This window comes from Streptococcus suis (genome assembly GCF_902702775.1).
GTDB classification, from domain to species: Bacteria; Bacillota; Bacilli; order Lactobacillales; family Streptococcaceae; genus Streptococcus; species Streptococcus hashimotonensis.
In genome coordinates, this window is record NZ_LR738724.1 from 652,246 (window position 1) to 675,840 (window position 23,595).

Sequence of the window (23,595 nt, forward strand, 5' to 3'; positions counted from 1 at the left end):
AAGCCTAGGTATTTCTAGGCTTATAATTTACTAAAGAAAAATGGTGGAGTAAACTGTTTCAAGTGCTCGAAGCAAGCTTGTGCCCCTTCGACATCTTCACAAATGATGAGACAGACATCGTCACCGCAGACGGTCGCTACAATTTGAGGAATCTCCATGGCATCCAAAATAGAACCGAATGAGTTGGCCAATCCAGGTAGGGTCTTGAGCACCACTTGATGTTGGATAGGTTTTAGCATGACTAAAGCATCTTCCATATAGAGTCGCAGTCGTTTTTCCCAGCGAGTAGGAGCAATGGGGTTGATGATATAGTGAGAAGAATCATCTTCGTTGACTTTGACAAGATTGAGCATCTTGATGTCACGGGAGAGGGTAGATTGGGTGACGGAGACTCCGTTGACCTCTAGTAATTCTTGTAATTCCTGCTGGGTATGTATTTTCTTCTCCATGATTAGAGACAGGATCAGCTGATGGCGGCTTTCAATCTTGTTCATAGGGCCCTCCTTGAGATGTAAGGAAAATAGAATCTGAACTCAGAATAATTTGGTGATAACAGCCTATTGAATAAACATTGCATCCCCAAAACTAAAGAAGCGGTAACGTTCTTCAACAGCATGTTTATAGGCATCTAAGGTAAATTCTCTACCTGCAAAGGCAGAAACTAGCATAACCAAAGTAGATTTTGGTAGGTGGAAATTAGTTGAGAAGGCATCAACGATTCGGAAGGTGTAGCCAGGTTTGATGAAGATATTTGTCCAACCAGAATCAGCTTCCAAACGGCCATCAAATTTATTACCGATGGTTTCGAGGGTGCGGATGGATGTCGTGCCGACTGCGACGATACGACCACCGCTATCTTTGACCTGATTGAGGGTTTGAGCAGCTTCTGCTGATAGGTTATAGAATTCCGAGTGCATTTCATGCTCATCAACGTTATCAACAGAGACTGGTCGGAAGGTCCCAAGTCCAACGTGAAGGGTCAGATAGACTAGTTTCACTCCTTTAGCTTCGATTTTTTCGAGTAATTCTTGGGTGAAATGTAGTCCAGCAGTTGGGGCTGCGGCAGAACCGTTTTCCTTGGCATAAACTGTTTGATAGCGTTCACGGTCTTCTAATTTTTCATGAATGTAAGGTGGAAGTGGCATTTCGCCTAGACTTTCCAAGACTTCAAGGAAGATACCTTCATAGGAGAATTCAACAATTCTTCCACCGTGTTCTAATTCTTCTACGATAGTAGCAGTTAATCGTCCGTCACCAAAGGCAACTGTGGTACCGACTTTCAGGCGTTTTGCTGGTTTGGCAAGCACTTCCCACTGATCACCTTGGGTATTTTTCAAAAGCAAAAGCTCAACATGTCCCATAGTTTCAGGCTTGTAGCCATAGAGACGGGCAGGTAGAACACGCGTATTGTTCATGACCAGAGCATCACCGGGATTCAGCTGGTCGATGATATGGTCAAAGTGACTGTCAACCATGCTCCGTTTTTCGCGGTCGAGGATCAATAGTTTAGAGCTGTCGCGCTTTTCAAGGGGAACTTGAGCGATAAGCTCTTCGGGTAAATCAAAATCAAAATCTGCAGTATTCATATTCACTCCTTAGACTAAAATAAAATATAGGTAAAATAAATCAATAGGGCAAATGGCAAAGCCACCAATAAACTACCAATCAGGTAGAAAATAAACTTTAGGACCTTTGATTTAGAAATAAAATAGCCAGTAAGGCAGAACAGAATACCAATAAAAAATAAGTAAAAAAGCACATCTGTCATAATTGTATTATATCATAGTTAGACACTTAAGTCTTGATGGATGGGAAGAGAATTAAAATTATTCGTGTTGATGTAATACTTTATAAGTATAAATTCTTGACAAAAATTGGTCTATACCATATAATAAAGAAAAATAAGAAATGGTATAGACCAAAGAGGTGCGCTATGAAAATTCATGTAGTAAACAATCAAGTTGAAGGAGCAAGTGTAGCATTAGATATTTTGAGAGAAAAATTGAACGGAGGTGCCAAGGTATTAGGTTTGGCAACAGGCTCCAGTCCGTTAGAATTTTACAGATTGATTCGTGAGTCGGATTTAGACTTTTCGGATGTGACATCTGTAAACTTGGATGAGTATGTTGGTTTAGGTGAGGAGAGCGACCAATCCTATATCCATTTTATGAAGGAAAATCTTTTCAATGACAAACCGTTTAAACAATCTTATTTACCGAATGGTTTGGCGACAGATGTAGCTGCTGAAACAGAGCGTTACAATAAAATTCTGGCTGAACATCCAGTTGATTTCCAAATTTTGGGTATCGGTCGCAACGCCCATATCGGTTTCAACGAACCAGGTGCTCCATTTGATGGTCAGACCCATCTGGTTGAATTGGCGCCATCAACCATCGAAGCCAATGCACGCTTCTTTGACAATCCAGAAGATGTACCAAAACAAGCTATCTCAATGGGCATCGCCAACATCTTATCAGCCAAGACCATTGTCCTCATGGCTTATGGTCAGGAAAAAGCTGACGCCATTAAGGCGACTGTGGAAGGTCCTGTGACGGAGGAAGTTCCAGCAAGCGTCCTCCAAAACCATGACGATGTCGTTCTTATCCTCGACCAAGCCACAGCAAGTAAATTGACAAAATAAGAGTTAAAAACCACAACAGTTTTAAGCCGTTAGAACGGTCTGTTGTGGTTTATTTTTATACCTCTTCCCCAATCAAACTCTGACGAGCTTTTCGGAAACGAATGACATGATAGGCGACCATGGCATGCGAGAGCAGGTTGAGGATAATAAAGATGAGTAGGTTTGCATGTCCAGCTAGCAGTAAGGCAACATTTCCAATCACTAAAATCAGACCGTAGATGAACAGTCCTTTTCTACCAACTTGGTGAATTTGTTGATTATAGAAGGAAGTCGAAAGGATGCCTCCGTAGAAAAGTAAGTTTCCTACAACCAGCATGGGCAAGGCCAAATCATTGTGATGGCTAGGGAATAGCTCCATTGCCACGGTGAAGAAATTTAAACCAAGGACAATCACCAAGTGGGCATAGAGCAAAACGGTCACATCTGCCTTATGGTGATGATCAATGGATAGGTAGGTTTGGGAAATGTAGAAGATGAAAAGGGTCGCCATAGCGAAGAAAAGCAAAATTCCTTCCAGAGCCAAGTCTAGTAGCGGATAATTTTTGATAATGGCAATGACTGTTTCACCGAAGGTGATAATGGTAATCAGCTGACAGCGTTCCACCATGTGTGGAAAGTTGATGGGGTCATGACTTATTCTCTTTTGAAAGAAAAAGGAAATCAAGAAGGGAATGATATAGACAATCAACATTCTCTCATCGTTGGTCCAGAGCTTGAAAACGACTAAAATGGTTGCACCAGCAAAGATAGCAATATAAGAGGCTAACATCTGCAAGGTTGCCTTAATGTCCTCATTAAAGCCAATCCGTCTTCCTCTCAGATAGTATTGCAGGAAGATGAGGATATAAGACAGGGTCAAGAAGGCATTAAATGGCAGAGCTGTTTTTTCAAAATCATTGCTGAAGTTGAGTGACATGTTACCAATCAGATACATGGATGGAATAATGGTGAAAATATCCAGAAAATCTCGTTCGCCATATTTATTAAGATAGATAGTTTCATTCATCCACAAGGTCATGATAATCAAATTAGCAGTGATAAAGGTGACAATCTCCTTGAAACCGATATGGTCACCATGTAGCAAGCCCGTCAGTGAAGAAGTAGCAAGGACAAAGACCAAATCATAAAACAATTCATAGTTGGATACACGTTTTGCCTTAATGTCAGACATGTTAATCTCCTCTTTCTGAAAATCTGAAATATTATACCACAGAAATTGTGAGGGAGCAAACCAGTTATTTTTGGAACTGATGTTCTGAAAATCGTGGAAAATATCTGTAGGAGCTATTTAATAGTTGTTTCATTAGTGGATAAAAACTTGTTTATAATAGCATGGTTTATTCATTTTAGGGTATAATATCTAAGTCGCAATCACTAAACAGCGCAAGTTGGGAGGTGAGACTTTATGCTACAATACTTTACCGAATTTGTTTTGCTACCGTTGTTAGTCAGCGTAGTTGCAGAACTTATTGCGGAGTGGCTAATTTGTAAGTGGCAAAACAAAAGCGACAATCAATCATTTATTTTTCCTTTTATTACTTCGTTAACTCGCTTTGCCGTACCTTAGTACAGCCTTCAGCTCGTTGCCTCGTACTAAAAGTAAACTAAATGATCGTCACTTAGCCTGCGTGCCTTGAGCAAGCACAAAAAAACACCCATGGCGGCAACTGTGGGTGTTTTACTTTATGCTTAACTTTACCGAACTTTTAAGCACAATGATTATAACATATGTGTCTTTAGTTTTCAAGTGTCCAGTCCAAGTCAGGGCCGACTGGGACAATACCTGTTGGGTTAATGGTCTTATGGCTACCGTAGTAGTGTTGTTTGATATGGTCGAAGTCCACCGTTTCTGCAATACCAGCATGATTGTAAAGACGTTTGGTATAGTTCCATAGGTTTGGATAATCAACCAAGGCCTTGATATTGCACTTAAAATGCCCAAAGTAAACTGGATCAAACCGCACTAATGTAGTAAAGAGACGAAGGTCTGCTTCCGTTAATTGATTGCCCACCAGATAGTCCTTGTCTGCCAAATGCTTTTCCAATTTATCCAAGGCGGCAAAAAGGTTCTTGACCTCTTTTTCATAGACTGCCTGGTTGGTTGAAAATCCAGCCTTGTAGACGCCATTGTTGATGTTTGGATAGACAAAGTCATTCATGGCATCAATCTCGGCTTGCAGGTTTGCTGGATAGTAGTCATCGTAATTTCCAGTAATATCATTAAAAGCAGTGTTAAACATGCGCATGATTTCAGCAGATTCATTGCTGACGATGGTATTTGTTTCCTTATCCCAAAGGACAGGGACGGTTACACGGCCAGTGTAATTTGGGTCTGCTTTCAAGTAAACTTGATAAAGATAGTCGCTGTTAAAGAGGGAATCCTTGATCACACCAGGTCCGTCCGCAAAAGTCCAACCATTTTCCAACATGAGCGGATGGACGATTGATAGGGAAATATGGTCTTCCAGCCCCTTCAATTTTCGCATGATTAAGGTCCGACTAGCCCAAGGACAGGCCAAAGAAATGTAGAGATGGTAACGTCCTGATTCAGCCTTAAAACCACCCTCACCTGTCGGTCCTGCTTGTCCATCAGGTGTAATCCAGTTGCGAAATTGTGTGACAGTACGGACAAACTTGCCACCAGTTGACTTGGTGTCATACCATTGATCCACCCATTTACCATCTTGTAAAAGTCCCATAAAGTTCTCCTTTATTATAAAAAGTAGGAAATCCAAGCAAACTGGATTTCATTTGTATACATATCACTAATTAGTATTATAGTCTTTTTTCAATCAAAGTCAAGACCTAGGTTTTATGCTAGAATAGAGATATGAGATTGGACAAATGTTTAGAGAAAGCCAAAGTTGGCTCGCGCAAGCAAGTTAAAAAACTTTTTAAAGCCCAGCAAATCAAGATTAACGGACAAGCAGCTCAAAGTCTCAGTCAAATCGTCGATCCTGAACTCCAAGAGATTCAGGTGGCAGGGCGAAAAATCGAGCTAAAAGGCTCGGTCTACTATTTACTCAACAAACCAGCAGGAGTCGTTTCTGCTGTGACAGACCAGGAGCATCAGACAGTCATCGACTTGATTTCTTCGCGAGACAGTAGGGAAGGTCTCTACCCCGTCGGTCGCCTGGACAGGGATACCGAGGGCCTAGTCCTCATTACCAACAATGGTCCGCTCGGTTATCGTATGCTCCATCCCAGCCACCATGTGGACAAGGTTTACTATGTGGAGGTTAACGGCCCCTTGGGTCCGGATGCCCCGACTTTCTTTGCATCAGGCGTTACCTTTTTGGACGGCACCCGTTGCCAGCCCGCAGATTTGACTGTTTTGGAGGCTTCTTTGGACCATAGCAGAGCGACCATCAAGCTGGCAGAAGGTAAGTTTCATCAGGTCAAAAAGATGTTTTTAGCCTATGGTGTCAAGGTCACTTATCTCAAGCGGATTTCTTTTGGAGGTTTTGAGCTGGGGGATTTGGAACGAGGGGCATACAGACAACTCACTCCAAATGAAATGGAACATTTATTTACTTATTTTGACTAGAGGAGGATATATAATGAGCATTTATGATTTTACAGTACAAAAACAAGATGGAACAGATCAGTCCATGGCTGATTATCAAGGACAGGTGCTTTTGATTGTCAATACGGCGCCAGGTTGTGGGTTGGCACCTCAATACAAGGAATTGCAAGAACTTTATGATATTTATAAAGACAAAGGTTTTGTTGTGCTCGATTTTCCTTGCAATCAATTTTTAAATCAGGCTCCTGGTTCTGATGAAGAAATCAATCAGACATGTAGTTTAACTTATGGAACAAGTTTCCCACGATTTGCTAAAATTGCTGTGAATGGATCTGAAGCTAGTCCGCTATATCGCTATCTTAAGAAAGAAAAATCGACCTTATTAGGAGGTCGAATCGAGTGGAATTTTACCAAGTTTTTGGTGGATAGACAAGGGCGTGTGGTCAAACGCTATTTACCAACGACTAGTCCATTAAAACTTAAAGAGGATATTGGACTTTACCTAGAAAAATAATAAGAAGGCTGGAGTCATCTAGCCTTCTTGTTTTAGTAACCACAGAAAATAGGGAGCGCCGATAAGGGAGACGATGATGCCGGTTGGGATGCCTGTTCCGACAAGTAGTACTCGTCCTATGGTATCCGCTAGAAGTAGAATGAAGCTTCCTATTATCATAGTAGCTGGAATGATGACACGATGGTCATTTCCTAACCATTTGCGCACAATGTGACCAGCAATGAGACCAACGAAGGTGGTATTACCAACTAAAATGACACTAAGAGAGGCTAGGGCGGTAGCCAATACCAAGGTAATCCGTCTTTCACGCTGTAAGTGGAGTCCCAAAGCCATGGCTGTCTGGTCGTTTAGATTCATAATATTGAGTGAGCGACTTCGACTAAATGTTGCCAGCCATACCAAGAGAAGAAGAGGAGTATAGATTGCGATAGTTTTCCAATCTCCACCATTTACTCGACCACTGAGCCACTGGACAATGTATTCCATCTTAAAGTCATCTAATTGGCTGATGATGCTAACCATGATACCAGATAACATGCTCGAAATTCCAACTCCCGTGATAATTAAGCGTGCAGGATGGATGCCGTACAGCTTCTTGCGTGCAATCCAGTAAACTAGAAAAATGGTTAATCCACCGCCCATCATAGCAAATAGAGGCATGAGACTCAATAAGACAGGGCTGATTTTTGAAGAGAGACCGACAAATAGTGCCACAACAAGACCAGCTCCTGCGTTGATTCCTAATATTCCAGAATCTGCCAGAGGATTGCGGGTCAAAGTTTGTAGCAACAAACCCGCTAAAGCCAGAGAAGCCCCTCCGATAATGGAGGCGATTATTCTAGGTAAGCGAATTCTCCCAATGATAAGTAGAGTCGATGAACTGGCACGACCACTCATGATGTCAATGAGATCCGAAAAGGATGAATTGCTATAGCCGATAGATAAGGAAAGTAGGAAAATGACAAATAAAAGGATTAGTAGGAATGTGAATATTTTTAGAGAGTTGTGATGTCTTATCAAAAGTGTTTCTCCTTTCTAATCAACCATAGGAAGCAAGGGAGACCAATGATACTGATGACTGCGCTAATGGGAGTTTCAACAGGTGGATTGATAGAACGGCAAACCAAATCTACCCAGATGAGGAAACTAGCCCCTGCAAAGGCAGTTAATGGCAAGAGTAGCTTGTAATTTTTCCCTGTAAACATGCGGATAAAGTGAGGAATAATGAGCCCGACAAAAGAAAGTGAGCCCACAAGAGCTACCGCAGAAGCTGAGAGTAGAAGGACAATTCCCAACAAAACCAAAGTCATCAGTAAGGTTCGTTGCCCTAGATTTTTAGCAACAGTTTCGTTGAGACTCAGGATGGTCAGCTGATGCGAAAAGAGTTGAGCAAGGATGAGGCCAATGATGATAAGAGGAGCGATGATGGCCAGCATCTTCCAGTTTACCTGTACCAATCCCCCTGCTTGCCAGCCAATCACTGCAGTTGATAAATCAAAGTAGATAGTAATAGCCTGACCAATAGCAGAAAATAGACTTGCTACCATGGCACCAGATAAAATTAAACGTAGTTGATTGTAGCCTTTTTGTACCTGATAAGCTAGACCAAAGACTAGACCGGCTGCCAGATAGGAGCCCAGTAAACATATTAATAAAATTTGACTGTAGTGCAAACCACCGAATAGAGCATAGGCAACAATGAGAGCAAGTCCTGCGCCAGCATTGATTCCTAATAAGCCAGGATCGGCAATCGGATTGCGTGTAATTCCTTGCATCATTGCCCCAGCTTGAGCCATGGCAGCTCCCACCAAGATGGCGGCTACCATTCTAGGCAAACGCAAATCGATGATAACATCCTGAGCGGAAGAATCTGTCAGTGGATGCTTTAGGGTTTCTATCAGTTGTTGGTGGCTATAAGAAATAGCTCCAAAGCGTAAACTAAGATAGCCTCCAGCTATGAAAGAAAGACAGATGATGAAAAAAACAAGCCAAATATTCTTTGGCTTTGTTTTGGGATAATGAGAACTCACTAGTTTGTTCATATATCCAGTCCTTTTACTGAAGTTTTTGAATTGCTGAGACAAAGGCGTCAATTTGTAAATCTAAAGACATCGGGTCGGAGAAGTAGAAGAGGTTGTAGTCTACCTCGATGACGTGACCATTCTTTACAGCAGGTAGATTTTTCCAAATATCACTTTCTTTGAGAGATGCAGCTGCTTCTTTTGTTTTATCATTGACGTTAACAAGCACATAGTCGCCAACGTATTCTGGAAGAGCTTCCTGAGATACCCCAAACCAGCCTTCTTTACTGATAATGTCTTCTTGAACCTTTGCAGGAGCAGCAAAACCGAGAGCGCGATAGACTAATTCTCCACCACGACCAAAGTTGTTACCGTAAAGGAAGATGTTTTTATCGAAGAAGTCCATGACAGTAAATGTTGAACTTGTATCAATCAATCCTTTCAATTCCTCTTTCGCAGTAGCAACTTTCTTATCCCATTGATCTAACCAGGCTTGTGCTTCCTTTTCTTTTCCAAAAATCTGACCAACATCTGTCAGCATTTTCAGGTAGTCACTCTTTCCATAAGTGATTTCAATAACTGGAGCAATTTCTTTCAGTGTTTCTAAGTTATCATCACCAGCAAATACTAGAATGACATCTGGTTTTTGTGCGGCAATTGCTTCTGTATCTGCCGTTGTCAATTGTGGAACATCCTTTAGTTTGTCTCCAAATGCCGGACTATTTTTTTCTAAATCTAGACTATAGCTAGATACATCAATTCCTAATTGTAAGAGATAGCCTGTGTAAGAGTAAGCAAAGTTGACAACTTTTTTAGGATTTTTTGGAATGTCACCGTGGTAAGTAATTCCTTCAATCTTTGGCATGCTAGACAATTCTACGTCTGTTGAAGAGGAAGAGGTAGAACAAGCTGTTAAGAAAACCAGCCCAACAAATAAACTAAAAATAGCTAAAAACTTTTTCATTTTTTCTCCTTATTATTTTTTTAAATCGTAAGTTAGCAAAATAGGGTAATCTTGACCAGCAACCTGCATCAATTGAGGTTCAATGCTAAAAATGTCCCTCAGTATCTCAGTTGTCATAATATTGGACACAGACCCATGGTAGCGAATATCTCCCTCTTTCATGGCAATCATATAATCTGAAAATCGAGCTGATAAATTGACATCGTGAAGGACCATCACAATAGTTTTCTGTCGGCTTTGATTCAGTTCTTTTAAAAGTTCTAAGACTTCCAATTGATGATTGAGATCAAGATAGGTTGTTGGTTCATCTAAGAAAATGGTATCCGTATCTTGGGCAAGTGCCATCGCAATCCAAACACGTTGCCTCTGACCACCTGATAAATCATCAACTGGGAACCTAGCGTAGGGAGCGGTCTGAGTAACCTCCAAGGCCCAGTTGATTTTCTCTCTATCCTGATCTGTGAGATGCCCCAGCCCATTTTGATGCGGAAAGCGACCATAGGAGACTAGTTCATAGACGGAAATCCCTTCAGTCGCTTCTAAGACCTGAGGGAGCAGGGCCAATTTTTTTGCGACTTCTTTGGTTGGCAGTTGTGAAATGGCTTGTCCATCTAAATAGATAGTCCCTTTTTGGACAGGGATAATCCTTGTCAACGCCTTAAGCAAGGTCGATTTTCCACAGCCATTGGCACCAATGATCGTCGTTATATTTCCTTTTGGAATACTTGTTGATAATTCATCAATAATAATCCGATTGTCGTAAGAGACTTGGATATTTTCCGCTTGAATAGAAGACACAAACTCCTCCTTTCCAGAATATGATTCATTAATAATTTGTTCCGACCAGTATTATATCAAAAAAATTTACCAAAACAAAGAGTTTTCTGAAAATTTTAATTTAATGAGAATCGTTATAAAAAAGTCCTTGTCTGTGAACAAGGACCCTATGTTACAAATATTGTTTTGCTACTTCCAAATCACCGTCATAGGCGGCCTTTTCGCCATTGACAATCTGGTAGGCGTCAGCCCCCTTTCCTGCGATGATGACCGCATCTTTTGGAGAGTTTGTTTGGTTCATTGCTGTTTGGATAGCTTCTTCCCGGTCCAAGATAAAGTCGCTTGGACGGGTCATGTGGGCACGGATTTGTTCTGCAATAGCAGCTGGATCTTCACGGTTGGGGTCATCAGCTGTCAGGATAACATCAATCTGCGGATAGTCATTGAGCAGAAGACCGAAGTCTTTGCGGCGACTTTCTCCCTTGTTGCCAGGAGCCCCAAGGATTAGGATGACCTTGCCTGTCTGGTGCTCTAAGACGACATCAATCAGCTTCTTGACACTATCGCCGTTATGGGCGTAGTCCACGAATACCTTGGCACCGTTTTGCTGGGTCAGGACTTCCATGCGACCAGGGACATTGGTTTGGGCGATTCCTGTGTGAATATCTTCCAGACTTGCTCCCAAACGGAGACAGGCCAGTCCTGCTGCGATGGCATTTTCCTGGTTGAAGCCTCCGATCAGCTGGATGTCGTAATGGCCAGCCAATTTGCCAGTCGCTGTGAAGTCAAAACCTGCTGACTGACTAATCTGGTTTTCAGAAGTCGGCCCATAAAAGTCATGGTCTTTGGAGCTGACTTGGTCTTTCACCACCTCAAAATGGTCCATTCCAGCATTGACAATAACTGCTCTGCTATTGTCCATCAAAAGCCGCTTGTGGTAGAAATAGTCCTCAAAGGTCGGGTGCTCAATGGGGCCGATATGGTCGGGGCTGATGTTGAGGAAGACGCCGACATCAAAGGTCAGCCCGTAAACCCGCTTGACCAAATAGGCCTGGCTAGACACCTCCATAATCAAGTGAGTCATGCCGTTCTTGACCGCCTCCGCCATCATGGCAAAGAGGTCCAGGCTCTCAGGCGTGGTCAAGGTGGACTTGAAGAAGGTTTTGCCGTCCAGCGTGGTGTTCATGGTCGAAAGCATGGCAGGTTTCTTGCTCTGTTTAAGGATGTTAAAAGCAAAATAAGCCGCCGTTGTCTTACCTTTGGTACCGGTGAAGGCCAGGAGTTTGAGCTGTTTCTGGGGATGACCATGAAAATCCATGGCAATCAGGCTCATAGCCTGCTTGATGTCGTGGACGATGATAGCAGGAATGCTGACCTCATAGTCGATTTCAGACACGTAAAAAGCCAGCCCAGCCTCGATAGCCTTTTCCAGAAATTCCTTCTTAAAGGCCAAACCCTTGGCAAAAAAGAGAGTCGTTGGGCTAACAGTCCGGCTGTCATAGCTGAGGGCATCAAACTGGACATCCGTCCACGTGCTGTCAGTCTGGTTATTCTGTTTGATATGGCGGAAGTTGTCATCCGCTTTTAAGATGTCTACTACACGTTCAATTTTAATCATGCTTCTATTGTAAACCTATCTAGTGGTTTTTACAAGTCGGGACTTTGTATCGTCATTTAGTTTTTCTTTTATTACTTCGACGAATGAAGAAACTTTGTTTCCTTATTTCCAACTTCAAACACTCCATTGGAGTGTTTGAACTCGCCTTGCCTGATTGAAACAGTCTGGGGGACTGTTTCAAGTCAATGCCTAGAAACAAGAAAGCATTGAGTTATGCCTGCGGCTTCTGACGCGAACTTTGTTCGCTTTATTTCCAACCTCCAACTTTCTCCCAGATAGTTGGAGCGAGTACTAAAAGTAAACTAAAAGACTATAAATACAGGCTTTTTGATTGTAAATTTGAATGTATATGACATTTCGTTCTGACGCAAATTTGTGCTATAATAGGAGGGATTGAAAAAGGAGAAGTTTATGTTTTATTCTTATCTACGAACACTATTAACATTCTTGTTGTGGGCCATCAATGGCAATATTCACTATCATGATAGGGAGAAGATTTTGCCACAGGAGGAAAATTATATTCTTATCGCTCCGCACAAAACCTTCTGGGATCCAGTCTTTCTTGGCTACGCAGCTGCTCCTAAGCAGTTCATCTTTATGGCTAAAAAAGAACTTTTCAAGGACCGCGGTTTTGGCTGGTGGATTTCAAAATGTGGAGCCTTTCCGATTGACCGTGAAAATCCTGGTATGGCAGCCATCAAGTATCCAGTTAACATGTTGAAAAAAAGTGACCGTTCGCTGGTCATGTTTCCTTCAGGAAGTCGTCATTCATCTGAGCTCAAAGGTGGTGTGGCGGTCATTGCCAAGTCTGCCAAGGTCAAACTCATGCCAGCAACCTATGTGGGTCCAATGACTATCAAGGGGCTCTTAGCTGGTGAGCGAATTGATGTGGCTTTTGGCAATCCTATCGATGTTTCGGATATCAAGCGCATGGATGATGCAGGTACGGCAGAAGTGACTAGTCGTATCGAAGCAGAGTTCAAGCGATTAGATGACCATGCGGCATCCTTCCAAACCAAGAAGAAACCAAATATCTTGACCTATATCTATCGTATCCCAGTTCTTTTGCTGGTTGCTCTTATCTTAGGTCTGACCTATGTTTTTAGCTATATTGCCAGCTTCTTCTGGCAACCAAGTACTCAGTTGGATAAAAAATAAGTAAATGAAACTCGCAACTTGCGGGTTTTTTTCTATCTTTTGCGAACTATATAGGTGGAGGTAATTTATGGATACAATCAAAACTTATATAGAAATGTTTAAAGAATACAAGTGGCAGATTGCTCTACCAGCAGCTGCAGGTTTGCTTCTGACAACATTCTTAATTTTCAGCCAACCTGCCAAGTCTGATCAGACAGGACTGACAGACTTTCCACAGACCGAGCAAACTTCTAATAGCTCTGAGTTGGTCGAGGAAACCAGTACAGAAGTAAGTGAGGAGCCCAGCCAGCTGGTCGTTGATGTCAAAGGAGCGGTGACAGAGCCAGGGCTCTACACTTTAGAAGCTGATGCGCGTGTTAATGATGCAGTTGATGCAGCTGGCGGCTTGACCAGTCAGGCAGACCCTAAGTCTATCAATCTGGCTCAGAAGCTCAGCGACGAAGCGGTGGTCTACGTGGCTAGTAAGGACGAAAATATCTCGGTGGTTGCCAGCACGACTGCCAGCTCTGCCATGTCCCAAGAAGAAAAAAACACTGATCTAGTCAATCTCAACACGGCGACCGAGGCTGACCTGCAGACCATTTCGGGTATCGGTGCCAAGCGGGCGGCGGACATTATCGCCTATCGTGAGACAAACGGTGGCTTCAAGTCGGTGGACGACCTCAACAATGTATCGGGTATCGGCGACAAGACCATGGAAAGCATCCGACCTTATGTCACGGTCGATTAAGCTCCCCTGCCAGCCCATTCACCTGGCAGTCTTGGCGGTGGCGGCCTACTTTACAGTCCACTCATTTTCCCTCTTGACAATGGGCCTACTGAGTCTGTTACTAGTTGTCTTTGGGTTTCGGCAAGGTAAGGCGGTGTTCCTCAGAACGCTGCCGCTTCTAGCCCTGTGCGGTCTCTTTTTCGGATGCCAGAAGGTCCAATGGGAGCGGGCAGCCCAGTCAGCCCCAGAGCAAGTGTCGACTGTGCAGGCTATTCCCGATACCATAGACATCAATGGCGACAGCCTGTCTTTTCGGGGTCGGGCTGATGGACAAACCTATCAGGTTTTCTACAAGTTAGCCAGTCAAGAGGAGCAGGCCTATTTTCAAAAGCTGACAGGTCTGGTCCAGCTAGAAGTGGAAGCAGAGGTCAGTCTGCCAGCAGGTCAGCGGAATTTTAATGGCTTTGACTATCAAGCCTATCTGAAAACACAGGGCATCTATCGGACTGTCAAGCTAACAGCGATTAAGAAGATTGTTCCTGTCCAGTCTTGGAACATTTTTGACTGGCTATCAAGCTGGCGGAGGCAGGCCTTGGTCTATATCAAAACCAATTTTCCGGCTCCCATGAGCCACTACATGACAGGGCTCTTGTTTGGGGAGCTGGATAGTGAGTTTGACCAGATGAGTGACCTCTATTCCAGTTTGGGTATCATTCATCTTTTTGCCCTGTCTGGTATGCAGGTGGGCTTTTTCATCGACAAGTTTCGTTGGATTTTGTTGCGTTTGAGCTTGACCAAGGAAATCGTAGATAAGTTGCAGATTCCCTTTTCTCTTGTCTATGCTGGTTTGACAGGCTTTTCGGTGTCAGTGGTGCGGTCGCTGGTCCAAAAAATTCTGGGGAATATGGGCTTGCGGAAGCTGGATAATTTTGCGGTGACGGTCTTTGTCTGTCTGCTGATGCTGCCCCGATTTTTACTGACAGCAGGAGGAGTGCTGACTTTTACCTATGCTTTCTTGCTGACGGTCTTTGATTTTGAGGACTTGGGGCAGGTCAAAAAGGCTGTGGTGGAAAGTCTCAGTATCTCGCTGGGGATTCTACCTGTGCTCATGACCTATTTCTATGCCTTCCAGCCTCTGTCCATTCTCCTGACCTTTGCCTTTTCTTTTGTCTTTGATGTTCTGCTCTTGCCAGGTTTGTCAGTTATTTTTCTCCTGTCACCTCTGGTCAAGATGACTTGGGTCAACGGATTTTTTGTTTTTATGGAAAAAATCATTGTCTGGGTGGCAGATTTGGGATTTCGGTCTTGGATACTGGGCAAACCGTCTGGGCTGGTTCTCTTGCTTTTGCTGGTCAGCCTCTTCTTACTCTACGATTTCCACAGGAAGAAAAAATGGCTTCTAGGACTAAGCCTGGTCCTCGCTCTGCTATTTTTCACGACCAAACACCCGCTGGAAAACGAGGTGACGGTGGTGGACATCGGGCAGGGGGACAGCATCTTTTTGCGGGATATGCGGGGGCGGACGGTCCTGATTGATGTGGGTGGTCGGGTCGATTTTGCGGCCAAGGAGGAGTGGCAGGAGCGGTCTTCGCAGGCAAATGCAGAGCGGACCTTGATTCCCTATCTGCATAGTCAGGGCGTGGACAGGATTGATAGTTTGGTCCTGACCCATACCGATACGGACCATGTGGGCGATGTGCTGGAAGTGGCTAAGCAGGTCCAAATTGGTCAAATTTACGTGTCGCCTGGAAGCCTGACGGTGCCTGACTTTGTAGCCACATTGAAAGAAATCAATGTCCCTGTTCATGTAGTGAAAGTGGGCGACCGCTTGCCGATTTTTGACTCTTATCTGGAGGTCCTCTATCCAGACGGGACAGGCGACGGTGGCAATAATGACTCTGTTGTCCTTTACGGTCGCTTGTTGGAAACTAATTTTCTCTTTACAGGGGATTTGGAGCAGGGGGAGCTGGATTTGATAGAAAGCTATCCGCAGCTACCTGTTGATGTCCTCAAAGCTGGTCACCACGGCTCCCAAGGCTCTTCCTATCCTGAATTTCTAGACCATATCGGAGCCAAGATTGCCCTGGTATCAGCAGGAGAAAACAACCGCTACAAGCACCCTCACCAAGAAACCTTGGACCGCTTTGACAGTCGAAATATCCAAGTCTATCGCACCGACCAGCAAGGAGCCATTCGCTTCCGAGGTTGGAAAGAGTGGAGGATTGAAACGGTGAGGGAGTAGATTTTGGTAGTAAGCTATATAATTATAGTTTGTTTAGTTTCCTAACAACTATTGTTAGGAAATTTTCTTGTTTTGGTGAGATTGCTAGCGTTTTCTTTGCATTTCACTCTTCTTACTTATATAATTGTAGTAGAGTTTTTATTTGGCTCAAAAGGAGACTATATTTTAATGAATTTAAATTTTTTACAAAAGAAGCACCATTTTGGTATACGTAAGTTTTCCATCGGTGTCGTGTCAGTTGCTCTGGCCATTAGCTTTAGCGTCCTTGGAGGGCAGGTTGCGGCTGCGCAAGAGGTAAGTCAAGTGCCTACTAGTAGTCAACAAACTAGTCAGTCAGTAACAGATGAGCCAAGTCAACAGCAGGAAACCAATGAAGTAGCTGTTCAAACTCCAGAAACCCTTGGTTCCCTACTAAACGAAGCTACACAGGAGAACCTAGCTCAAGAAAGCCAGCTTGTAGAAGTAGAACCAGCTATTCAGAAGGAAGTGGTCTCTCAAGGCATTTCAGCACCCCAAGCAGCACTTCCTGCAGAAGAGCAGTCAAATCCAGCTGGTGATGAGAACATTCTCCCAGCCGAAAATTTTCATCAGGTTGCTGAGCCAGTAGAACCAGATCCTATTCAAACGAAACAAGAACCAGCAGGTTCAACGGACGAGGCTACTCAACCAGTTCAACCAACTGAAACAGCAGCAGTAGAATCTGCTCCGACCGACCAGCTAGCAGAAACATCAGCAGTAGAATCTGCTCCGACCGACCAGCTAGCAGAAACATCAGCAGTAGAATCTGCTCCGACCGACCAGCTAGCAGAAACATCAGCAGTAGAATCTGCTCCGACTGACCAGCTAGCAAAAGAAGTAGTCCAACCCGTACTTCGTTCAGTATCCATGGCTCGTAGTGTAGCTGCCAATGAAGTTGCTAAATTGCCACTAGATGACCAAGGGGAGCTTATGACCTCCGTCAATGGAAAAACAGTTCAGCAGTTTCAAGTGGTTTATTCGGATGGTAGTAGTCAGATAGTCCCTGCGACGACTCAGCCGACGACAAGCCAGACCAGAGAGGCAGTTGCGCAGCAGGTTGCTTCGCTGAAAAATGATTTTGCGGCTGTGACCTATGACTCACTCTATCCTTACTTGGGCCATCAAGAAAGTTTTCTTGAAAAAAATGCTCTAGAGACGGCCATTCGGAAGGAAAATGGGGGAAATGCTCTGTCAGCCGACCAGCTGCAGTCTCTCAAGCAGACAGCTTATATGGATATGCTGGATATGAGGGAGAGTTTTGAGCGAGTAAAGGCTAAGATTGAAACGAGTCTGACGGGTATTTTTGAGAAATCAAGCCAAGTCAATGTAGAGGATATCCGTCGTAATAAGGAGAAGATTTTAGCAGGTCTTTCCTATCTGGATCGTCAATATTCCTTTGAATTTGGTCAACATCAGGCCCAAGATTTAATCTTGTATCACCCTCAGGTTTTTGGTGGTGGCGGGAGTCCTCTTGGAACTCTTACTATCTTGAATACCCTGACCTATCGTGATTTGACCTTGGGACAGTCAGCGACTACTTACCAAACCAAACTAGCTCCAATTACAAATCAAGCTGATATTTTCTCCTTTGTGGAGAAGGGAGTTAGCCTTTTTGAGCCAAGTAAAACAGGGGAGCAATGGTTTAAGGAGACCAGTAAGGCTCATCTGGCAGAGTCCCAATCTCCTTACGGCGATTCTTCACTCTATCAGAAATTAAAGAGCAATGCACGTCTAAATAACCACCTCATTCCTCTCCTGACCCTACCTAGTGATCCCATATATGCCATTAGCACTTCAAACACAGTCAACTACGGTTTGACGGAATCCTATGTTCGACCAGGTGACCAGACCGGCTTGGCAACATTTAAAGCTAACTTACAATCCTATGCTGATGACCAGGAAAGCTTTTTGAAATTCTGGCATCGTATCAGTCAGAACAAGGATATTCTAGCCAATCATGAAACCATTATTGTGATTGATAGTCCGCAGAAACTAGGGACAGCTACTCAGCGCGTTCAAGAACTTTATTCACCAAAATATGGTTCAAGTGTTTTAGAAGGGGTCGAGAAATTTATCAGACCGCTCAACCTTTATGCCAACTTTTTACAAGCTGATGGTCAGGCCAATGGAAAGACTTCTATTAACCTCTTCTTGAAAAAATCCCTGTCTGAGGCAGGTCAGTCTGTCTATACCCATGAATTGACCCATATGTTTGATAAGAACGTTTGGTTAAATGGCTATGATAGACGAGCTGGCCAGTTACAAGAAGTTTTTGCCAGAGGAATGTTTGAGTCTATGGATGTTGCCAAAACACCCTATCAAGACCCGAGCTTTATTATCAATACCGCCTTTCGCATGGGAGACAATCGGACACAAAATGCTAGTCCAGACCGTTTCCAAACAAGTGATGACCTCAAGACCTATATGCAGGGTATCTTGGACGTCTTGTACACTTTAGACTACGCAGAAGCTCAGTCTATCTTGGGTCAGATACCTGAAGACAGGGCGGTCCTACTTAATCAGCTGAGCCTTGTCGCAAGTGCCAATGGTGGTCAGACAGATCAATCTCAACCGATTTCGAGAGATTTAGCAGCAGGTTTGCAATCTGTCCATGATTTTGTAGATAATCAATTGATTTCCGGTCGCTACAAGTTTGATGGTCTCAATACCACAGGAATAGCTCGAACCAATTCTTACTACACCATTCCTCTCTTTGAGCCTATCTATGCAGGTCTGCAAAACAATGCAGGAACAGTAGGTGATATTAGCTTTAGAAGAAATGCCTATGATATTCTAGGAGAATATGGTTATGAAAAAGGAATGGTAGCCTATGTTTCTGGCCAGCATGCCAATGATCAGGCAGCTTTGAATGCCATTATGCCAGAATATGGAGGAGACCTAGCAACCTTTAAGAAAGCTATGTTTGACCGTCGCATCGCCAAGGTTACCGAACTAAAATCCACTAGTGTAGCCAGCGATTTCGCTGCTATTCAGAGTTTGATGGATGCAGCCATTGCCAAAGATTTGCAACAGATGAAACTTAATGCAACCAACAAGGTAGCCTTGTCAACCAGAGTTTCAGCTGTTCAAGAATTGAAAAAGAGCATCTTCCAGGCTTATTTGAAGGATACAGATGACTTCCGTTCAAGTATTTATCAAGAAGTTCAGGCGCGTGACCTGTATGTCACTCAGGGAGATGAGCAATCCAGAGACGGTCAAGGAACAGAAGGTAATCTATATCATAGCTTGACTTATGCACTTTCTCAAGCTAGGGATGGTGATACCATCAAATTGGTAAGTGATGTTCAACATCGTCAAGAAACGCCTTTCCTTATCAATAAGGCGGTCACAATTGATGGTCAAGGGCATCGCCTCACCTTCCGAGGTCCAAATGTAGAATTGGGTAATGATGTAACCTTTGCCAACATGACGCTGAATATGATTGTAGATGCCAGTCAACAAGCAACGCTCTATGCCAATGGTTACCATTTGACCTTTGATAGAGTTTCTACAACCATAAGTCAAGCTCAAAGCAATCTCCGTCCAAGCCTGGTTGCCGGCTCTCGTACGGGCGATCCAGCAGGAAGCCATGGGCAAATTACTATTACCAACGGAAGTTCAGATACACGATTTAACACAATCTACGCAGGAAATGCAGATTCAGCAAGCAGCATTCCTGTGACAATTTCAATCCTGTCGGATTTTGTCAATGCCGATCAAGGTATTAAACTGTCAGGTGTTAATGGGGAGCTTGTTGAGGGACCAGTGTCTGTTATTTCAAAATCTAGTAGTTTGAAATCAATTGACGGTAATGGTAGTTTGGATAATAAGGTTACGATTGACACTGCACGCATTCACGGATTGAATGTACAAAATATCCAAACTTTAGAATTGGTCAATAAGGCAGATGTTAGTTTAGCCAGTCAGGTATCTGAGATTTCAACAGGTGTAGAACTTGCAACTGGCACGCAGTTGATCATTGCCAATGATCCAGTAACTCTGGGAAATCTATCTGGTCAAGGAAAAGTCATTGTCCCAGCTACAGCTAGCCTAGCAGTAACAGGTAGCATTGAAGGTACTGTTGAAGTTCTTGTTAGAGGATTTGAGCATAATCTAAGTCCTCATGTTGATAAGGTATTCGTGACTGCTGAAGGTGGCTTTGCAGATACTATTCGAATTGCCTTGGAAAACCAATCGGACCGTTTTAGCTTGAGCAATGAGGGAATTTCCTATCGTTTGGTAGAGCCGACTCAGACACCACAGAACCTCCAAATCAACCTTCGTTTCAAAGAAGGTGAAACAGTAGTCAAAGAAGAAAACTTGACCTTGCAAGTAGGTTCCTCTGTGACAGATTTGGTAGCACGTTTGCCTCAACCAGCCCAAGGACATTATGAAATTGCATCAAGTTTTGACCAGACTCAATTGAACAACCTGCAAATATCTCAGACAATTGAGATTCCATTGGAATTAATCACCCCTGCCCTACCAGTTAAAGTATTCGATAAAACTGCGGTTACAGGTCTTGAATTGGTGACCCCACCGACTAAGACAGACTATCGTCCAGCTGAAACAGTGGAATTGGTAGGTCTTCAAGTGAAGCTAGTGGACAATCAAGGTCTATCCAAAACCATCACTCCAGACCAATTCAAGGAGTACGGTGTGGAAGTGGCGCCTGTTACCCTGACCCCACAAGTTACTAGTCTGCAACTCCGTAAGGACACTCATGAGGTGGCTATTCCAATTCAGGTTACCCCATGGAAAGCAGATGTTTATTCGGTTACTGTCGGAGATAAGTATGTCTATGAAACAGATGACGATTTGACTGCGGTGGGAACTGCTATTTTGGCCAAGGTTCAGGTTGATGCCCAGGCAGGTCCTGTTGAAAGGAGTCTTGTAAATCCTCTTCCCACAACCCTTGGTGAACATACTATTCCAGTCCTTGTTCGATTTGATGACGGCAGTCAGGAGCAGGTATTTGTTCAAGTGATTGTCCAGAAAACAGAAAATGGCAAGGGAGTCACTCATGAATTGCCAATCGGTGTTCTTCCAAAATCCGATCTCTATCAAGCTCAGGTTACAGGTTCCGCCCAAGCCCTTCCAACTAGCACTAGTGAAGTAATCACGGCTGAAATCTTGAAGCAAATCAGTCTTCCGACCGCAGCCGGTCAAGTTGATTTTGAAGTTGTAGGCTCACTGCCACAGTCCAGCGGTGATTATTCTATTACCGTTCGAGTGGTTTATGATGATCGTAGTCAAGAAGAAGTCGCCGTTCCTCTTCATATTCTCTTTGTAGAAAATGGCAAGGGCGTCAAACATGAACTGCCAGAAGGTGTTCTTCCAAAATCCGATCTCTATCAAGCTCAGGTTACAGGAACAGCCCAAGTTCTTCCAACTAGCACTAGTGAAGCAACTACGGCTGAAATTTTGAAGCAAATCAGTCTTCCGACCGCAGCCGGTCAAGTTGATTTTGAAGTTGTAGGCTCACTACCACAGTCCAGCGGTGATTATTCTATTACCGTTCGAGTGGTTTATGATGATCGTAGTCAAGAAGAAGTCGCTGTTCCTCTTCATATTCTCTTTGTAGAAAATGGCAAGGGCGTCAAACATGAACTGCCAGTCGGCGTTCTTCCCCCGTTAGAAACAGGCAAGGGTGAAGGAGTTACCCATGAATTGCCAGTCGGCGTTCTTCCCCCGCTAGAAGTAGCTAAAGGAACTTTTGTGGTTTCAGAGAAAGGGACAGGAGAAAATAGTCCAAAGCCAGCCGCAAAAGAAATGGCAGTCCCTGTGAGTGCTGTTGAACAGAAAAAATTGTCTAATAGGCAGTTACCTGAAACAGGAGACAAGAATGATCTTGTCCTGGTTGGCTTAATGCTTGCACTCTTTAATCTGGTCTTTTTGAAGCATGGTAAGAAATCTCATCATTCTCTTTATAGAGGAGATGAGAAATAGTAGCAATGAATCCCAGTTTCGACTGAGTATTCATTCCCTTAAATACTACAAATCGAATTCTATCCTAATTTTGAAGGCAGAAGCTAAATGTATTAGTTTCTGCCCTTTTTTATAATTGATAGAAGAATTGATACTTTTCAAAAATCAAAAACAAACCTTGCTAGCTGAAAACAAAAGTTCTATTCGCACATGTCGAAACGAACTGTTCGTTTTAGCTCCAACTTCGAAATGATTCCCCGACCATTGAAAACGGTTTGGTTTTGATTTTAATTGAGTATGACTAATCTATTTTTATTAATGAGTTTGTTTTCTATTTTTATTTCAACATGGTATAATTTATTAAGAATTAGAGGTATACATGTTAGTTATTGAACAGATTGAAAAATTAAAAAAAGAGAAATTAGAGCTTCTGACCGTTTTATGCGGTGAAGACATCGGACAATACCAAATAGCGAAAGACTTACTTCTGAGGAAGCTTGATTTTGATGCGGCAGATTTAGGTTTTGCCTATTTTGATATGTCGGAGGCTGATTATCATCAGGTAGATTTGGACTTAGTTTCTCTTCCTTTCTTTTCAGATGAAAAAATAGTGATTCTTGATTATTTTGCAGATTTAACGACAGATAAAAAACGGCATTTGACGGATGATGAACTCAAACAGTTTGAGGCCTATTTGGAAAATCCTGTCGAAACAACACGTTTGGTCATTCTAGCACCGGGTAAGTTGGACAGTAAGCGTCGTCTGGTCAAACTCCTCAAACGAGATGGACTAGTATTAGAAGCCAATCCCCTGAAGGAGCTGGATTTGAAAAATCATTTCCAGAAAGAGATAATGCGTCTTGGATTGCAGATGGGAGGAGAGGTTTTTCAATATCTTTTAGAAAAGTCCAATTTTGATTTTTCAGAAATCAGTAAGAACCTGGTCTTTCTTCAATCTTATAAGGGAAAAGAGACGATTGAAATTTCAGATATTGATGCGGCTATCCCCAAAACACTACAAGATAATATCTTTGATTTAACACAGTTAATTCTACAATCCAAGGTAGACGAGGCTCGCAACTTAGTTCGTGACTTGCGGTTGCAAGGGGAGGAAGAGGTTAAGTTGATTGCCATCATGCTAACTCAATTTCGAACCTATCTACAGGTGCAAATACTACTAGAGCAAGGCCGAGGGGAACAGCAGATAGTAGCTGAGTTATCGACTATTATGGGGCGTAAGGTGAATCCATACCAAGTAAAGTATGCTTTGCGTGATTCACGCCATCTGTCCATTGGATTTTTGAAAAAAGTCGTTAAGCTCCTAATCGATACAGATTTTCAAATTAAAACAGGCCAATTTGATAAGGATTATTTATTTGATTTGGCATTATTAAAAATTGCGACCACATAGTAAAAAGAGTATTTTTAGACCGAGGGTCAACCGTAGTTTCAGACAAATAAATTGAAAAGGCTCTCACA

Annotated in this window: 17 protein-coding genes; 8 read left to right on the forward strand and 9 right to left on the reverse strand. The window is 43.1% G+C overall.

Annotated elements, in window-relative coordinates; translation table 11 throughout:
- Window positions 1-20: 20 nt before the first annotated feature.
- Both GPW69_RS03350 and queA read right to left on the reverse strand, forming a co-directional pair.
- Window positions 21-494: an arginine repressor gene (locus tag GPW69_RS03350; RefSeq protein WP_024385490.1), complete on the reverse strand. Its 474-nt coding sequence runs from the start codon at window positions 492-494 to the stop codon at window positions 21-23.
- 63 nt (window positions 495-557) lie between these two features.
- Window positions 558-1,586, reverse strand: coding sequence for a tRNA preQ1(34) S-adenosylmethionine ribosyltransferase-isomerase QueA (gene queA, locus GPW69_RS03355; protein ID WP_024400153.1), 1,029 nt, complete (start codon window positions 1,584-1,586; stop codon window positions 558-560).
- A gap of 347 nt (window positions 1,587-1,933) precedes the next feature.
- Here queA and GPW69_RS03360 point away from each other — a divergent pair, with 347 nt between their 5' ends.
- Window positions 1,934-2,641 carry a glucosamine-6-phosphate deaminase gene (locus tag GPW69_RS03360; protein WP_074391497.1) on the forward strand — a complete coding sequence of 236 codons (708 nt, stop codon included), beginning with the start codon at window positions 1,934-1,936 and terminating at the stop codon, window positions 2,639-2,641.
- Window positions 2,642-2,696: 55 nt separating this feature from the next.
- Here the strand turns inward: GPW69_RS03360 and GPW69_RS03365 are convergent, their stop codons facing one another.
- Both GPW69_RS03365 and GPW69_RS03370 read right to left on the reverse strand, forming a co-directional pair.
- A complete protein-coding gene (locus GPW69_RS03365) occupies window positions 2,697-3,812 on the reverse strand; it encodes a low temperature requirement protein A (protein ID WP_074391496.1) in 1,116 nt (371 codons plus the stop codon).
- A gap of 565 nt (window positions 3,813-4,377) precedes the next feature.
- On the reverse strand, window positions 4,378-5,340 hold the full coding sequence (locus GPW69_RS03370; protein WP_074391495.1) for a glutathione S-transferase family protein: 963 nt from the start codon (window positions 5,338-5,340) through the stop codon (window positions 4,378-4,380).
- Between the two features lie 131 nt (window positions 5,341-5,471).
- Here GPW69_RS03370 and GPW69_RS03375 point away from each other — a divergent pair, with 131 nt between their 5' ends.
- Entirely contained in the window at window positions 5,472-6,188 is a 717-nt protein-coding gene (locus tag GPW69_RS03375; protein ID WP_074391494.1) for a pseudouridine synthase, read from the forward strand.
- A 13-nt stretch (window positions 6,189-6,201) separates the two neighbouring features.
- The gene (locus GPW69_RS03380; protein WP_074391493.1) at window positions 6,202-6,681 is read left to right on the forward strand and encodes a glutathione peroxidase; all 480 of its coding nucleotides are present in this window, start codon (window positions 6,202-6,204) and stop codon (window positions 6,679-6,681) included.
- An 18-nt stretch (window positions 6,682-6,699) separates the two neighbouring features.
- Here GPW69_RS03380 and GPW69_RS03385 read toward each other — a convergent pair whose 3' ends face one another.
- The 5 genes from GPW69_RS03385 to GPW69_RS03405 all read right to left on the reverse strand — a co-directional run bounded on the left by GPW69_RS03385 (window position 6,700) and on the right by GPW69_RS03405 (window position 12,061).
- On the reverse strand, window positions 6,700-7,701 hold the full coding sequence (locus GPW69_RS03385) for a FecCD family ABC transporter permease (RefSeq protein ID WP_074391492.1): 1,002 nt from the start codon (window positions 7,699-7,701) through the stop codon (window positions 6,700-6,702).
- Window positions 7,698-8,723 carry a FecCD family ABC transporter permease gene (locus GPW69_RS03390; RefSeq protein ID WP_074391491.1) on the reverse strand — a complete coding sequence of 342 codons (1,026 nt, stop codon included), beginning with the start codon at window positions 8,721-8,723 and terminating at the stop codon, window positions 7,698-7,700. Before GPW69_RS03390 ends, GPW69_RS03385 begins: the two co-directional genes overlap by 4 nt.
- 13 nt (window positions 8,724-8,736) lie before the next feature.
- Window positions 8,737-9,666, reverse strand: a complete 930-nt coding sequence (locus GPW69_RS03395) for an ABC transporter substrate-binding protein (protein ID WP_074391490.1) — start codon at window positions 9,664-9,666, stop codon at window positions 8,737-8,739.
- Window positions 9,667-9,678: 12 nt separating this feature from the next.
- Window positions 9,679-10,464 (reverse strand): ABC transporter ATP-binding protein, encoded by a 786-nt coding sequence (locus GPW69_RS03400; RefSeq protein WP_074391489.1) that lies wholly within the window; start codon window positions 10,462-10,464, stop codon window positions 9,679-9,681.
- Between the two features lie 151 nt (window positions 10,465-10,615).
- Window positions 10,616-12,061 (reverse strand): UDP-N-acetylmuramoyl-L-alanyl-D-glutamate--L-lysine ligase, encoded by a 1,446-nt coding sequence (locus GPW69_RS03405; RefSeq protein WP_074391488.1) that lies wholly within the window; start codon window positions 12,059-12,061, stop codon window positions 10,616-10,618.
- Window positions 12,062-12,472: 411 nt separating this feature from the next.
- Here GPW69_RS03405 and GPW69_RS03410 point away from each other — a divergent pair, with 411 nt between their 5' ends.
- From GPW69_RS03410 to holA, 5 genes are all read left to right on the forward strand, one after another.
- The gene (locus GPW69_RS03410) at window positions 12,473-13,219 is read left to right on the forward strand and encodes a lysophospholipid acyltransferase family protein (protein WP_074391487.1); all 747 of its coding nucleotides are present in this window, start codon (window positions 12,473-12,475) and stop codon (window positions 13,217-13,219) included.
- 67 nt (window positions 13,220-13,286) lie between these two features.
- On the forward strand, window positions 13,287-13,949 hold the full coding sequence (locus GPW69_RS03415) for a helix-hairpin-helix domain-containing protein (protein WP_074391486.1): 663 nt from the start codon (window positions 13,287-13,289) through the stop codon (window positions 13,947-13,949).
- Window positions 13,933-16,170, forward strand: coding sequence for a DNA internalization-related competence protein ComEC/Rec2 (locus tag GPW69_RS03420; protein WP_074391485.1), 2,238 nt, complete (start codon window positions 13,933-13,935; stop codon window positions 16,168-16,170). The genes GPW69_RS03415 and GPW69_RS03420 overlap by 17 nt, the downstream gene beginning before the upstream one ends.
- 168 nt (window positions 16,171-16,338) lie before the next feature.
- Window positions 16,339-22,137 carry a ZmpA/ZmpB/ZmpC family metallo-endopeptidase gene (locus tag GPW69_RS03425; protein ID WP_074391484.1) on the forward strand — a complete coding sequence of 1,933 codons (5,799 nt, stop codon included), beginning with the start codon at window positions 16,339-16,341 and terminating at the stop codon, window positions 22,135-22,137.
- A 358-nt stretch (window positions 22,138-22,495) separates the two neighbouring features.
- Window positions 22,496-23,527, forward strand: a complete 1,032-nt coding sequence (holA, locus tag GPW69_RS03430; RefSeq protein ID WP_074391483.1) for a DNA polymerase III subunit delta — start codon at window positions 22,496-22,498, stop codon at window positions 23,525-23,527.
- The last annotated feature ends 68 nt before the right edge of the window (window positions 23,528-23,595 follow it).